At 58.4% G+C, this 13,292-nt stretch carries 11 protein-coding genes; 4 read left to right on the forward strand and 7 right to left on the reverse strand.

The window, feature by feature from the left end:
* Position 1: 1 nt before the first annotated feature.
* Positions 2-1,066 carry an alpha/beta fold hydrolase gene (locus tag K1X75_01165; protein ID MBX7056643.1) on the reverse strand — a complete coding sequence of 355 codons (1,065 nt, stop codon included), beginning with the start codon at positions 1,064-1,066 and terminating at the stop codon, positions 2-4.
* 127 nt (positions 1,067-1,193) lie between these two features.
* Here K1X75_01165 and K1X75_01170 point away from each other — a divergent pair, with 127 nt between their 5' ends.
* Positions 1,194-2,021 carry a thiazole synthase gene (locus K1X75_01170; protein MBX7056644.1) on the forward strand — a complete coding sequence of 276 codons (828 nt, stop codon included), beginning with the start codon at positions 1,194-1,196 and terminating at the stop codon, positions 2,019-2,021.
* A gap of 27 nt (positions 2,022-2,048) precedes the next feature.
* On the forward strand, positions 2,049-3,158 hold the full coding sequence (gene thiH, locus K1X75_01175) for a 2-iminoacetate synthase ThiH (GenBank protein MBX7056645.1): 1,110 nt from the start codon (positions 2,049-2,051) through the stop codon (positions 3,156-3,158).
* A 119-nt stretch (positions 3,159-3,277) separates the two neighbouring features.
* Here thiH and K1X75_01180 read toward each other — a convergent pair whose 3' ends face one another.
* The 5 genes from K1X75_01180 to K1X75_01200 all read right to left on the reverse strand — a co-directional run bounded on the left by K1X75_01180 (position 3,278) and on the right by K1X75_01200 (position 10,037).
* Positions 3,278-5,419 (reverse strand): O-antigen ligase family protein, encoded by a 2,142-nt coding sequence (locus K1X75_01180; GenBank protein MBX7056646.1) that lies wholly within the window; start codon positions 5,417-5,419, stop codon positions 3,278-3,280.
* 69 nt (positions 5,420-5,488) lie between these two features.
* Positions 5,489-6,844 (reverse strand): C69 family dipeptidase, encoded by a 1,356-nt coding sequence (locus tag K1X75_01185; GenBank protein MBX7056647.1) that lies wholly within the window; start codon positions 6,842-6,844, stop codon positions 5,489-5,491.
* Positions 6,845-6,894: 50 nt separating this feature from the next.
* A complete protein-coding gene (locus K1X75_01190; protein MBX7056648.1) occupies positions 6,895-7,932 on the reverse strand; it encodes an NADP(H)-dependent aldo-keto reductase in 1,038 nt (345 codons plus the stop codon).
* A 40-nt stretch (positions 7,933-7,972) separates the two neighbouring features.
* Positions 7,973-9,499 carry a HAMP domain-containing protein gene (locus K1X75_01195; protein MBX7056649.1) on the reverse strand — a complete coding sequence of 509 codons (1,527 nt, stop codon included), beginning with the start codon at positions 9,497-9,499 and terminating at the stop codon, positions 7,973-7,975.
* Between the two features lie 55 nt (positions 9,500-9,554).
* The gene (locus K1X75_01200) at positions 9,555-10,037 is read right to left on the reverse strand and encodes an SET domain-containing protein (protein ID MBX7056650.1); all 483 of its coding nucleotides are present in this window, start codon (positions 10,035-10,037) and stop codon (positions 9,555-9,557) included.
* 179 nt (positions 10,038-10,216) lie between these two features.
* Between K1X75_01200 and K1X75_01205 the strand changes: the two genes are divergently transcribed.
* Both K1X75_01205 and glnA read left to right on the forward strand, forming a co-directional pair.
* Positions 10,217-10,588, forward strand: coding sequence for a hypothetical protein (locus K1X75_01205; protein MBX7056651.1), 372 nt, complete (start codon positions 10,217-10,219; stop codon positions 10,586-10,588).
* A 233-nt stretch (positions 10,589-10,821) separates the two neighbouring features.
* Complete coding sequence (gene glnA, locus K1X75_01210; GenBank protein ID MBX7056652.1) at positions 10,822-12,249, forward strand: type I glutamate--ammonia ligase; 1,428 nt, start codon at positions 10,822-10,824, stop codon at positions 12,247-12,249.
* A 79-nt stretch (positions 12,250-12,328) separates the two neighbouring features.
* On the opposite strand, the gene K1X75_01215 is transcribed toward glnA, so the two are convergent.
* On the reverse strand, positions 12,329-13,285 hold the full coding sequence (locus tag K1X75_01215; protein ID MBX7056653.1) for an aldo/keto reductase: 957 nt from the start codon (positions 13,283-13,285) through the stop codon (positions 12,329-12,331).
* Between the last annotated feature and the right edge of the window lie 7 nt (positions 13,286-13,292).

Consider the following 13,292-nt stretch of genomic DNA (forward strand, 5'->3'; position numbering starts at 1 on the left):
TTCAGCGAAGGGCATCGCGCCAGGCGCTCAGGTATTCAACGATTCTGTAATCCATCCAGCGCTTGTCCGGCAGCAGCGGGTGGCGCCGGGCGATCCATCCAAGGTGGCCGCCGGTTGCCGTCAGTTCGGCAAGGATGTGCGGTCGACGGTCCCAATCGGCCTGATGCCAGCCTTCCATGTTGATCATCGGGTCGTCTTCGGCGTGCAGCACCAGTCCCGGAGCTTCAATACCCGATAGATAGTTGAGCGATGAACCGGCCTTGTAGTAGTCGATGGCGCTGCGAAAACCTCCGGCCGGCGCAGTGAAGCAATGATCGAAGTCGAACATCGTGCGTATCTCGCGCAATTCACGCTCCAGATCGGGATGATCAATGAACAATCGTCGACGGGCGCGTTCCTTGATTTCACGTAAGAACATGTCGCGATAGATTCGACAGGGCGGCTCGTCGAGTTGCTCGCAGGAGCGGGCCAGGTCGAGCGGCGGACTGGCAGCCACAAATACATCCGCCGGCGGCGTCCGACGCCGTAGCCGGGCCTTCCCGCCAAAAACGCGCAGCTGGCGCTCTCGTTCCGTGCGGTCTTCCCCCATCAGTTTCAGCGTCAGATTGGCGCCCAGGGAGAAGCCAACGATGGCAAGGTGCGGGGAGATAGTCCGGCGAACATACTCGGCTGCAGCCAGCAGATCGACCGTTAGCGAAGCATTGTAAGCGCGCCTTGCAAAATGCCCTCCGCGTCCGCAACTTCGCAGATTCATTCGAATCACATGAAAGCCGGCGCGCAACAGGCGCTCCGTGACGCTGATGATATAAACGGAATCGGAATCGCCCTCCAGGCCATGAACCAGCAGCGCCGCCGGCTTGTGCGAGTCGGCAGGGCCCACGAAGCGATGGATGTCCAGCCAGATGCAATCGCCGCTATCATCCAGCGTGGGCGTCAGCGCCGACTCGTTGATCATGCCGCGCCGCCGGGGATCGTAGCCCCGAAAACGCGCCAGCAGATTGGCGCCAATGGTCTGCACGTGACGGCCGCGAAACAGGCGCGATGGCTGGAAAGACAGGAAGTGCATCCAGGCTCATCGTTGGCTACGGCGCGGGCCGCCGCCAGAAGAATTCATTTCGCTTGAAAGGGCGGCGGCTCAGAGTCTGGTGGAACCTGTGAACGGTGCAGGAAATTTCGTGCAGCGCCAGCAAGCGCTGGCCCAGAGCGATCCTCAGCCGCTGGTCATCGCCGGCCGTAGCTTTCATTCGCGGCTGTTTGTGGGCACTGGCAAGTTTGCCTCCACGGCAGAGATGCGCGCGGCGATTGATGGCAGCGCTACCGAGATGGTCACCGTTGCTTTGCGCCGCATCGACCTGAGTCGCCCGCTGGAGCAGCAAGACCTCATTTCGGCCATCGACCGCAGTCGCATTCAATTGCTGCCCAATACCTCGGGCGCACGCAATGCCTTGGAGGCTGTGCAGCTGGCGCGCCTGGCGCGGGAGTTGGGCGGAGGAAACTGGATCAAACTGGAGGTAACGCCAGAGCCGCGCTACCTGTTGCCGGACCCCGTGGAAACCCTTGCCGCGACGCAGGAGCTGGTAAAGGACGGCTTTGTTGTTCTGCCTTATATGCACGCCGATCCGATTCTTGCCCTTCGCCTGCAAGATGCCGGCGCGGCGACGGTCATGCCGCTGGGATCGCCGATTGGTTCCAATCAAGGAATACGCACCGCCGAAAGCATTCGCATTATCATCGAACAGGCGCGGGTGCCGGTCGTGGTAGATGCAGGACTTGGCGCACCGTCGCATGCCGCCCAGGCCATGGAAATGGGCGCCTCCGCGGTACTTGTCAACACTGCACTGGCAATTGCTCGCGATCCCGCAACGATTGCCGAGGCATTTGCCTGGGCGGTGCTTGCCGGTCGAAGCGCTCGGCTTTACGGCGATTTGCACAGCTCGGAGCGAATGCCGGCGGCGGCGTCGGCCTCCAGTCCGCTCACCGGTTTTCTGGGTCGTCCCTCGCAAGACAATTCAGGAAACTGACGCAATACGCGGTCTGGTAGAGGGACCATGAGCTTTCTCGAAGAATTTCAGCGGTGGTCTTTCCCTGGCGTCCAGCAGCGAATCGCTTCGAGCAATGGCGCCCGCGTTGAGCAGGCGTTATCACGCTCCGCGGGGCAGCTCGATGCGGACGACCTGATCGCCCTGTTATCTCCCGCTGCTGATGCGGCGCTGGAGCAAATGGCGCGACAGGCGCAGGCCACGACGCGTCTGCGTTTCGGTAAGACCGTACTGCTCTATGCGCCTCTGTATCTTTCGAACATTTGCTATTCGCAATGTACCTACTGCGGATTCAGCTATGGCAAAGATATTCGTCGCTTGCAATTGAGTCCCGAACAAGCCGAAGTCGAAGCCGGACTGCTGCATGCCGCTGGGATTCGTCATATTCTGCTGCTCACCGGCGAGGCCTATCGCGAAAGTTCAATCAACTACATCGGCGACTGCGTGGAACGAATTGCCAGAAGTTTTGCATCGGTGAGCGTCGAAGTATATCCACTGAAAACGGAGGACTACCTGAGCCTGCGCTGGCGTGGACTGGACGGTTTGGCAATCTATCAGGAGACTTATGACCCCCGGCGCTATGCTGCAGTGCACCTGAAAGGAATTAAGGCGCGGATGGAGTATCGCCTGGAGTGTCCAGATCGCGCCGGCGAGGCCGGTATGCGCCGCATTGCCCTGGGCGCGCTGCTGGGTCTTTCTGATGCCGCCAGCGATGTATTTTTTACTGCGTTGCACGCCCGCTATCTGATGCAGCGCTTCTGGCAAACTCAAATTTCAATTTCGCTGCCTCGTCTGCGTCCGGCGACGGGCGTTGATGATGTAGCCTCAATCGGCGACCGCGACTTTGCCCGGTTTCTCTTTGCTTTGCGCCTCTTCTTGCCGGACGCGGGCCTGACTTTGTCGACTCGCGAACCGGCCCCATTGCGCGATGAACTGTGTGGAATTGTCGCCACACAGATAAGCGCAGGCTCGCAAACGTCGCCAGGCGGCTACTCCGACAGCGGCGCCGCCAGGCAATTCGAGATTGAAGATCGACGCACGGTGCGGCAGGTGGCCGACGCTCTGGCCGCTCGCAATCTTGACCCGGTCTTTACTGACTGGTCGCCGGCGTTGAAATAGACGCGCACAAGCTGGCGGGGGCGAGCGCTCAGAGCAGTCGACTGCCCAACCACAACACCGCAGCATTCAGCAAAAGCAACGCACCAAAAAGCAGAGCGCTGTCCCGCCAGATTACTTTCTCAGTAGGGTCGGACATATCCCTTCTCCACCAGTTCAAAGGGGTCGAAGGCCCTGGCCAGCTCCTCCGCCCTGGCAATCGCTGGATCATTGGCCGGTCTGGATAGCTGCAGCGCCGTCGCAGTCAGACGGTAGCAATAGGCCGGCATTGCGGCGTGCAAAGCACAATGATGCAGGGGTTCGAGCGCCGCCTCGGCGGCGGCGGTCTGGTCAAAGGCCCCGGCCAGATGAACTAGAATGGCGCCCTGTAGTTGTGCAAACTCTGGATTCAAGGGCGCCAGCCGTCGACCTAGCTGGCTCCACCGTAGCGCTTGCCGAATTCGCGGCAATTCGGACGGCGCTGGCGGGCCTTCGACCACCCAGGCGCCTGCGGCGCCAAGGTGCGCACGGCTACCCAGTCGATCAATGATGCGCCCATGAGCTACGGCCAGCGCCGCAAAATAAATGCTGATCGCCGTTGCCGCCAGAGCCAGACTCAAAACAATTCCGCGTCTAGCGTACAGTGGCGGGAGTTCCCGCAGCGGAAGCAAAGCAGGCGCGCCCATCTGTATGGAGGCGCCAATTAACGCAGCAACCATAATGACATAGTGCGCATGCATGAAGTGATAGTTGATCATACCTTGCAGCGGAACGGATAACAAGGCCAGGGCAAGGCCTATGGCAAACGGCTTGCCTGAGGCGCTGCGCCAGGCCAGTGCAATAACCGCGCAGAGCCCAAGGTAAATTGCCGCTGCAAAGGGCGGCCCGCCATCCAGGGCGCTTTGCAGCAAGAGAGAGTGCACATGAAGATTCAGTCCGCTCTGCTGTAACTGTGTGGCCAGAACCTCGCGCGATTCAGCGGAAAGTCCAGGCGCCGCATGCGCGCCAATTGCAGAAAAACTATGGGGCCCCGTCCCGAGGTACGGATAACTGTGCAAAAGATCTTTGGCTTGCGTCCATAGCGCGGCGCGTTCTTGCATTGATCGTAGGGCGAGACTCGAATTTTCACTGAAATGCAAAGGGCGAATGCGTAAGGCTACTGCGCCGAGCATAAGAGCCGCTGCCAGGATTGCCGCTGCTCCAAGAGTACTCTGCAGCAGTCTGGATTGGGGCCGGTAGCGGCGGATGGCTGCAAAAGCGACGACTGCCAGGAGCAGCGGCAGGATCAGCAAGATGCTGGTTCGCGAGCCAGTGGCGAGCGCCAGAAGTACGGCCAATATCATCGACAGCAGTGCGGCGAATCGCAGCAATCGATTCGAAGCGTAGATAAGCGTGGCGCAGAAAAGCGGAAGATACAGCAGTACAAAGGCTGATGCATCGTTTGCATTGAGGCCGGCAATTCCCAATTTCTTGGTCAGGAGCGCGGCGCCTTCGCCGTCCTCGAGCAGCATAATCACCAGAGCAACAAATTGCAGCGCGGCAAAACAAACGAAGTGAATCCACAGTGGTCGGATGATTTCTCGCCAGCCTGTATTCTGAACTCGTGCGATGGTGCACAGAACTACCAGGACGCCCAGCGACCAGAGACAAACCTGGTTCCAACCCTGGAGTGAATTACTGGAGAAGGCGAACGCAAGGGTGAGAGAAATAGCGGCAATCACTCCGGCGCTTGCCAGCAGGCGATTGCTACCGTGCAGAAATAGCAGCGTTTCACGCAGTGTTTTTCGGGATTCAATGGCCGAGCCAGCGACTCCAAGCAACAACGGCATAACTCCGGCCGGATTCCACACGCTGGCCCAAAGGTAGGGAAAGCTGCCAAACCAGACGGCAAACTCCAGTATCATTTGCATCCGATCGCGCCCACGCAGAGCGGAGTAGATCATGTACCACGCGTAGAAGTGAAACGAAGCGCGAAAAATCAGGCGTAAGGATGGAATGCCCGTTTCGACGTTGCGCGAGAGCGCATGGATGGTGGCGCCGGCGGCGGCCGTCAGCAGAAAGAGCGCAGTCGCCGGCCCAGGACCGGTGCGGCCCTGTTGCGCCGCCCGCCGTAAGGCTAGAATGATCCAGAAGCCATAGAAGACAAAGGCAGCGCCAATTTCGCGCGCAGCGACAAACTGTGTATGCGCGCCAAGCGACGCAATTACAAGGGCCGCAAAGAGCGCGCTTTGCACCAGCCGCCATACATGCCGGCCGTCATTCTGACGGGTCTCACCGATCGTCATTGGCCATCCAGAAACCGATGCTGGCGAGCAGCCTGTGGAAGCGCGGGCTCCGCGGCAAGCTTTGTCGGGTTATTTGGCCGCTGTTGCTTCGAAATCGACGGCCGCATCGGTGCGCATGCGATAGAGAGAGTAGAGCGGCGTAAATCCGCGACGCTGCGGTTGTGCGGCCCTCGCCGTAGTCAGCCAACGCCCAAGCGCCTCATCGGCGCGTTCAAAGCATTCGCGCGAAAAAGCGCTCAACTCTCTGGTGCGGGCCTTTTTCTTCAAATAGAGTAGTTCCTGGCGCTGGAAGTCGTTTTCCAGGTCCTGCCGCTCGCGATCCAGAATGCCAGAGACGGTCCGATAGTCGCGCAACGCGAGGCGGTGCAGCTGCTCGTGACGCCACCAGAGCGAATGGTCCGGTCGCGGACCGGGCGCTGCAAATTCCGACTCAATCAAATTGTCGCCAGGGCAGAAGACCGGCTTGTAGACGGAAAGACAGGGCGCCGCACTTCCGGTGAACCAGAAGCTTGAGCGACCGTCGGGCCTCAGTTCGGCCGCAAGCGAACCGGTGGTTTGACTGGGAGTGGTCAGCCCGCTGGCATGCAAGCAGAGATGGCCCATATCGCCCGTGGCCGGATCGAAGTTGTTTGGATCGATTTCGCCGTGGCTGCGCAAGATTTGCAAGGCGTCGCTTAGCTGGAATCGTCCGGTGCGAGCGCTGCCGCCCGCCGTAGAGCGCGCCTGTCGTACTTTGCACTTGCTGAAATAGGTGAAGAAGCCATCGGAGAAGGCCTCGCGGAAGCTGAACTCCCGGCCGGCAGGCAGCCAGCCTTGCTTGCGTGCGTAGTCAATGACGCCCTTGCTGCAGTAATCGTAGTCCGCGTCAATCGTCAGGCCATTGGAAATGCTGCGAAAGCCCTGCACCTTTGCCGCCACCCAGTGCCGGCCCGCGCTCTCCAATACATATGCCTCTTCTGGATCGGCCATGATGAAGCTGTTATGATAGAAGAAACCACGATCCGTATATCCCCCGCAAGCATCCTGTCCGTATTCTTCGATCAGGTCGGTGATATAGGACAGTGCGTCGGCCGCGGTGCGTTTGCGTTCGAGAGCCAGGCGGATCATATCCATTCCAGTGAGGCCGTCATTCTTCTTTGCAATTCTGACGCGAGTAAAGACCGCCTCATTGCCAATGGTCAGACCGTGCTCGTTGGCGCCCATCTCGGCGCCCCACATTTGAAAGGGCTTACTCAGAATCACTTCATAAATCGAGGCGGCCTGGGGAATGGCGATTTGCGTGCAGCGCAGCTCTTTCTCCTGGCACTCTCGCGCCGGGTAGCGCACCAGTTGTTGCGCCTCGTTTGGCTCCCGATCCGAATTTTTACCGAAGATCATCCTGCCGCTGGCGGTAAAGCCAGGCGTCGCTACAAAGGTATCGCACATGCTGCTAGCTTCGCAGGACGTGGAAGGCGGTCAAACAAAGCGCAGACCGTTCAGGGCGCTGGATTTGGCGCCTGTCTATGGATCTCGTCGATCGATTTTTTGACTTCGACGCTGAGGCTCAAGCTGGCGCTGGCCAGATTACTGCGCAGCTGATCCATGGTCGTCGCGCCAATGATGACAGAAGCCATGAAGTCCCGGGAACGGGCATAGGCCAGAGCCATTTGCGCCGGATCCAGACCGTGTTGGGCGGCAAGAGCCACGTATCGTTCCGTAGCTTTTTCCGATTCAGCATTGGTGTAACGCTGGAAGCGCTGGAACAATGTGAGTCGGCCGGCTGGCGGTTTCTGACCATGGAGGTACTTCCCGGAAAGGTAGCCAAAGGCCAGCGGCGAGTAAGCCAGCAGGCTTATTTTTTCGCGCAGCGCAATTTCAGAAAGCCCGACTTCAAAGCTGCGATTGAGCAGACTGTAAGGATTCTGGATGCTGATGATTCGCGGCAGGCCCCTTTGCTCGGCCTGGCGCAGATATTCCAGCAGACCCCAGGGCGTTTCATTGGAAACGCCAATGTTTCGAATCTTTTTTTCAGAGATGAGCTCGGCAAGCGCCTCCAGCGTTTCCGCAATAGGAATTCCGTCCTTTTCTGGCTTGTGAACATAGCCCAATTGTCCAAAGAAATTGGTAACACGCTCTGGCCAGTGCAATTGGTACAGATCAATGTAGTCGGTTTGTAGCCTGCTCAGGCTGCCCTCGACAGCCTTTCGCAAGCTCTGCCGATCCAGGCGCGGCCCGCCGCGGATATACTTAACCCAATCGCCGGGGCCAGCCGCTTTGGTGGCCACAATGACTTGCGCCCGATTGTTGCGCGCCTTCATCCAACTGCCAATGAATTGTTCAGTGCGTCCTTGTGTTTCCGCCATGGGCGGGACGGGGTACATCTCCGCGGCGTCCACGAAGTTTACGCCTTCCTGCCAGGCATAGTCCAGTTGCTCGTGAGCCTCGGGCTCGCTATTTTGCTGACCCCAGGTCATAGATCCCAGACAGATGCGACTTACCTGGAGCGCTGACTTTCCTAACGATACGTATTCCATATGATATGCAATCTCCTGATTTATTTCGAACCGGCTCCTTTCAGCCGGCAAATGCCTCGATCGGTTCTTTGCGTCCCTTCAGTCGAATCAAGCCCAGCCGCGGCAATTTGCACTCCTCGTCGCCAAGACGCTGCAGCGCTTCGCGCGAAAGCAGGATGGGGACGCGCAATCTCTTGGTGGCCGACTCCAGTCGCGACGCTACGTTGACTACGTCGCCAATTACGGTATATTCCATCCGGAAGCTGGAGCCAATGTTGCCAGCGACAACCATTCCACTGTGTATGCCGATGCCGTTATCAAGGACGCCAGATTGTTCGGCGCGCAATTCGGCGTTCAACGCTTCCAGCTCGCGTCGCATCGCTCGCGCCGCACGGAGCGCACGACTGGCGGCGTGCGGTTGGTCGCCCGGCGGGCCAAAGACCGCCAGAATCGCATCGCCAACGTACTTATTGATCATTCCGCCCTGCTCGTGGATTGCCAGACTCATCCGCTCGAAATAGCGATTGAGCAGTTGAACCAGCGCCTGCGGGGGGATCGCCTCCGAGAGCGTGGTGAAACCGCGCAAATCACAAAACAAAACTGTCGCCTCGCGCAACTCGCCGCCGAGTTTCAAGGCGCCGCTAAGCGCCAGGTCGCGCACCGCCGGATCAACCATCTTGCCAAAGGCGTCCCGCAACGTTTCCTTTTCCGCGAGTCCGGCGGCCATCTCATTTACGCTTTCGCCCAGGTCCCCCAGTTCATCGCGCGAGACTACACTGACTCGGATGTCATAGACGCCGCTTCGAATCGCATCGGTTGCGGCGCGCAACTCTCGAAAGGCGCGATGATCGATGCGCGCCAGCGTTTGAGAGAGGATCCAGGCTACTGCGGTGGTCAGCGCCGCGACAGTCGCCGCCAGCAGCGGCATATTGCGTGCCGTAAAGGCTTGCAGCGCCGGCATGCTGGTATTGAACAACAAGAATACCGGATAAAGGGTGATGGCTACATAAAGAATTGCAGCGCGCGTTTTTGCCGGAAAGCTGATGGCCCCTTCCACGCGCGACAGTCCGCCCGCGGGAAAGTAGCGCGGTATCAGGAAGCTACGGTTGATCAGCTCGAGACTGAAGTAAACAAAAACGAAGCAAAATAGCGTCGATAGCAATGACTCGATTCCAAAAAGAGTCATCAGCGTTGCCTTATTGGCGGCTCCGCTTAGCTGAATTTGCACCAGGACCAGAGCGCCGCCAAAGGCCCAGCCAATGCCGCCGATCGCGGCCGAAAAGAACGGTCCATTCAATATGCGCCGCGCAACGACCGCCGGCATCGTCGCTTCCTGGCTGGAAGAGCCCGGCGGCGGATACCGAAGCACCGGCAAAAAGTAAGCCATTGCCAGGGTGGTTGGCGTTGCAAAACTGATAATTGCAGCCCACGTCGGAAGCTGGCTGAGATTCTCGGCGACGCCACCCAGTAGCGCATAGGGAGCAATCAAGTTGTTCGCAACAATTACGATCAGATTGGCGCCGACTGCTGCAGCGGTGTAGATCAACGGCAGAACAAGTCGCGAAAGCGGTCGACGATGTGCGCTCATCCGTCGCTTGCTTGCGAAGGGCCCCGGTTCGTATGTAGAGGGCGCCTGCGGCAACTTAGAGAATGGTCTGGCATCCTGGTCGGCACTGGCAATGGATGCCTTCGCGCAATTTAGTGATTCCAGTTTTCAAATAGTCGCAAGTCAGCTCCTCATCAGCGCGAATCTCGCGCAGTGTCACTACGACGAGGGTTTCGGTGATCGTACAATTAGGTTCGCAGTTGTGATTGATCATGTCCACCCCGTCGTAGTAAACATCAGCCGGCTTGAGAATCGTGACCAGCTTGTTGTCGCGGATGATCAAATCAATGCACTGGCCAACGGTGCAAGGCGGATAGTCGACGCTGCCATCGCTTTTTATATCCAGCGCCGTTGTGACGCCCGCAGAGAGCGCGCCGAGCATTTTTCCGGCTGGCAAGTCGACGCGGGCAAAGAGTCCGCGTCCTATCTTCGTTTCCCTGGTATAAACCAGAGCATCGTCAGTGAAGTTGGGATAAACAGTATGTGCGTTTGCCGCGGCAGCGCCGGAATGAGTGGCCATGGAACCTCTGCCGCAGAGGCGGCAATTCAGCCGACCGTCACCGCAAGGCAGGCTATGTCAGCACAAAAAATGCGCTGAGCCAGTTCGAGTTTAGGGCAGGGACTGAATGCGTTCATATGGCGATCGATTCAAAGGGCGCATTTGCTGGCGTGATCTGGCGGAGCTAGGAGGTTGACGTTGTGGAGGACGGACAATCTCATCGCGCTCGGCTGGTGATCCTCAGCCCCAGGGGTTCGGGCGCGGAGCAGCGCCTGGCTATCCAGGGGCCGCCTCCACTGAGCCGACTGCTATCGACAGATATCGATCTTTCCCCGCGCAGCCAGAGCGCGCACCCCTTTCACAGCGCGGCGGATCGAATCTTGCGCCGCATGGCGCAGCTATTTGAGAATGTCGAAAATGGTGAGCTGTACCTGTCCGTCATGGAGTATGCCGAGGCGGAGGGGTCCTGCCAGTGGTTCAGGATTGCCGCTTCCCTCGGCGAGCCCCCGGAAGCATTGCAAGATGCGCCGAAATTCGGCGCACTACTGTCACTGGACACGGTGCAATGTTGAATCTGATGTCAGTTTGTGGCGTTGACTTCTTTGCTACGAGCGTGGTACGTACCACAAGATGTGGATATTCTATCCACATCTTGTACGAAAAGAAGGCGCCATGAGCCTTTCACTGGCATTTTGCGATAGCCGGGGCGCCGACGCCCGTCGCAGATGGCCGATCAGTCGCAATATTGCAGGTACAGACCTTGCAAATTGAACGGCAATCTCTCCAGAGAAGGAGCTATCAAACAATGGCAGGCATCCCACAAGACCCAAAAGAGCTGCTGAAATGGGCCCAGGCGGAAAAAGTCGAGTACGTCGACATTCGCTTCACAGATCTCTTTGGTCTAACCCACCACTATACTATGCCGCTGGACACCATCAGCGAAGAGGCCTTTAGCTACGGCATTGGTTTCGACGGATCCTCCGTCCGCTGCTGGAAAGGTATTCAGGAGTCGGACATGTTGAACCGACTCGATCCCCAATCGGCTTTCATCGATCCGTTCTTCGAAAAGAAGACGCTCAACGTATTCTCGGACATTTACGATCCGAAGACCGAGCAACCGTATGGACGCGATCCGCGCAGTATTTTGAAACGCGCCATCGCTTACATGAAAAGTACCGGCCTGGCCGATACCGCCTACTTCGGTCCGGAAGCGGAGTTCTTCATCTTCAGCGATGTTCGCTTTGATTCCGACAAGCAACACGGGTTCTATCACGTAGATAGCGACAATGCCCGCTGGAACATGGGCCGCGACGAAGGTCCAAACCTCGGCTATAAGATGCGCGACAAGGGCGGCTACTTTCCAGTTCCGCCGAATGACCACTACCATGACCTTCGTGGCGAAGCGCTATGGCTGATGGAACAGGCCGGAATCGGTACCGAGAAGCACCACCATGAAGTGGCCAGCGCCGGCCAGGGCGAGATCAACCTGAAGATCGCCGATGCCCTGCAGCAAGCGGACAACATGATCAAGTATAAGTATATACTTAAGAATGTAGCTCGCCGCCGCGGTTACACTGTAACCTTCATGCCCAAGCCGGTATTTGGCGACAATGGCACCGGCATGCATTGCCACCAATCTTTGTGGAAAGATGGCAAGAACCTGTTTGCAGGTTCCGGCTATGCGAATATGAGCGACTTTGCCATGAACTATATTGGCGGAATCCTCAGCAACGGACCCTCGATCCTGGCCTTTACCAACCCGACAACCAATAGCTACAAGCGTCTGGTCCCGGGCTTTGAAGCGCCGGTGAACCTGGTCTATAGCGCTCGCAACCGTTCGGCTTCGATTCGCATTCCGATTGCTGTGAAGGGCGACAAGGCCCGCCGCATTGAGTTCCGCACTCCGGACGCTTCAAGTTGCGTCTATCTGGCCTTCTCGGCGATGATGATGGCTGGAATTGACGGCGTGCAGAAAGAGATCAACCCCGGCCCGCCGGCCGACTTTGATCTCTATGAGGCCACGCCAGAGCAAAAGGCGCAGTTGAAAGCCGTTCCGGCCAGCCTGGGCGAAGTGCTCAACGCTCTGGAAGGCAGCCATGAGTTCCTGAGTAAAGGCGATGTATTCGAGAAGGATCTGATCGAATCCTACATCGAGTACAAGCGCGGCGAAGTCACAGAGATGCAGAACAAGCGTCCGCATCCCTACGAGTTCGTCCTCTACTACGATTGCTGAGAATCATCAGCCTTCGACTTGCGAAGACCCGGCCGTTACGGCCGGGTTTTTTTGCGCCGTACTGGCGCGCGAAGTTGCGCTACTGCCAGGGCAAGGCGGCCCGCGTTTGCCAGTACTGTTCCGCTCGCTGGCCTGTCGCGGAAGCCAGCGCGCCAAGTTCTGGATCATGGCGAAATTGCAAGGCTTCAAGATTGGAGCGCAGCTGCATCGCAGTTGCCGCCCCCGAGAGCGCTACGTCCACCCACGGCTGGCTGAGCACATAGGCCAGACCGATGGCATCGATGCCTGTTTCGCGCTCTGTCGCAAAAGCGCGAAGGTGCTCTATCGCATTTTGATCCTCGGTCAACTGGTTTCGAGAGGTTAAGCGTCCGTTGGCGAGCCCCTCTTTGACAATCACCTGCATGCCGGCGGCGTGCGCTTCGGCCAGCGCCGGACCGGCGGAGGTCTCAAGCAGATTGTAAGTCGCCTGTACCGAATCGAACAGCGGCCGACCATCAAAAGCAATCTGGCGAGCGCGGCGCAGCGTCTCGCTCTGTTCGACGCCAGATAGCGAAAGCCCGATGCGCAGCCCGTTCTGCTGCAACCCGCGCAAAAATCCGAGAATCTCCCGGTCTTCAAGAACGCCGCTTTGCAATGTCGCCGAATGAATCTGATAGAGCTGCAGCCGGGGTCCCAGCCATGCGTTGCTCTCATTCCACTGCCGCCGCAAATTGTCGATGTTGTGTTCTTTGACTTCGTGGCGCTCAGGCTGCGGGCGCCAGTTGGCGGTGTAGATGTAACCCCACTTCGAAGAAACCAGGACGTCCGGACGATCGGAGCTCCGCAGCCAGCCGGCCAGAAATTCTTCAGCCCGGCCATAGGACCGTGCAGCGTCAAAGTGGCGTATGCCAGCCTGCCAGGCCAGGTCAAGCATCTGCCAGCAATGGCGGCGCATGTCTTCGACGCTGCTGGCGCCGGCAAAATCTTGCGCGTGGCCCAGGTTCATATATTCGGGACGGCCCAGGGCGGCGAGGCCAAGGCCAATGTCTGCGTTCACTGCTGAA

This window comes from Leptospirales bacterium, assembly GCA_019694655.1.
Lineage (GTDB): Bacteria > Spirochaetota > Leptospiria > Leptospirales > Leptonemataceae > SSF53.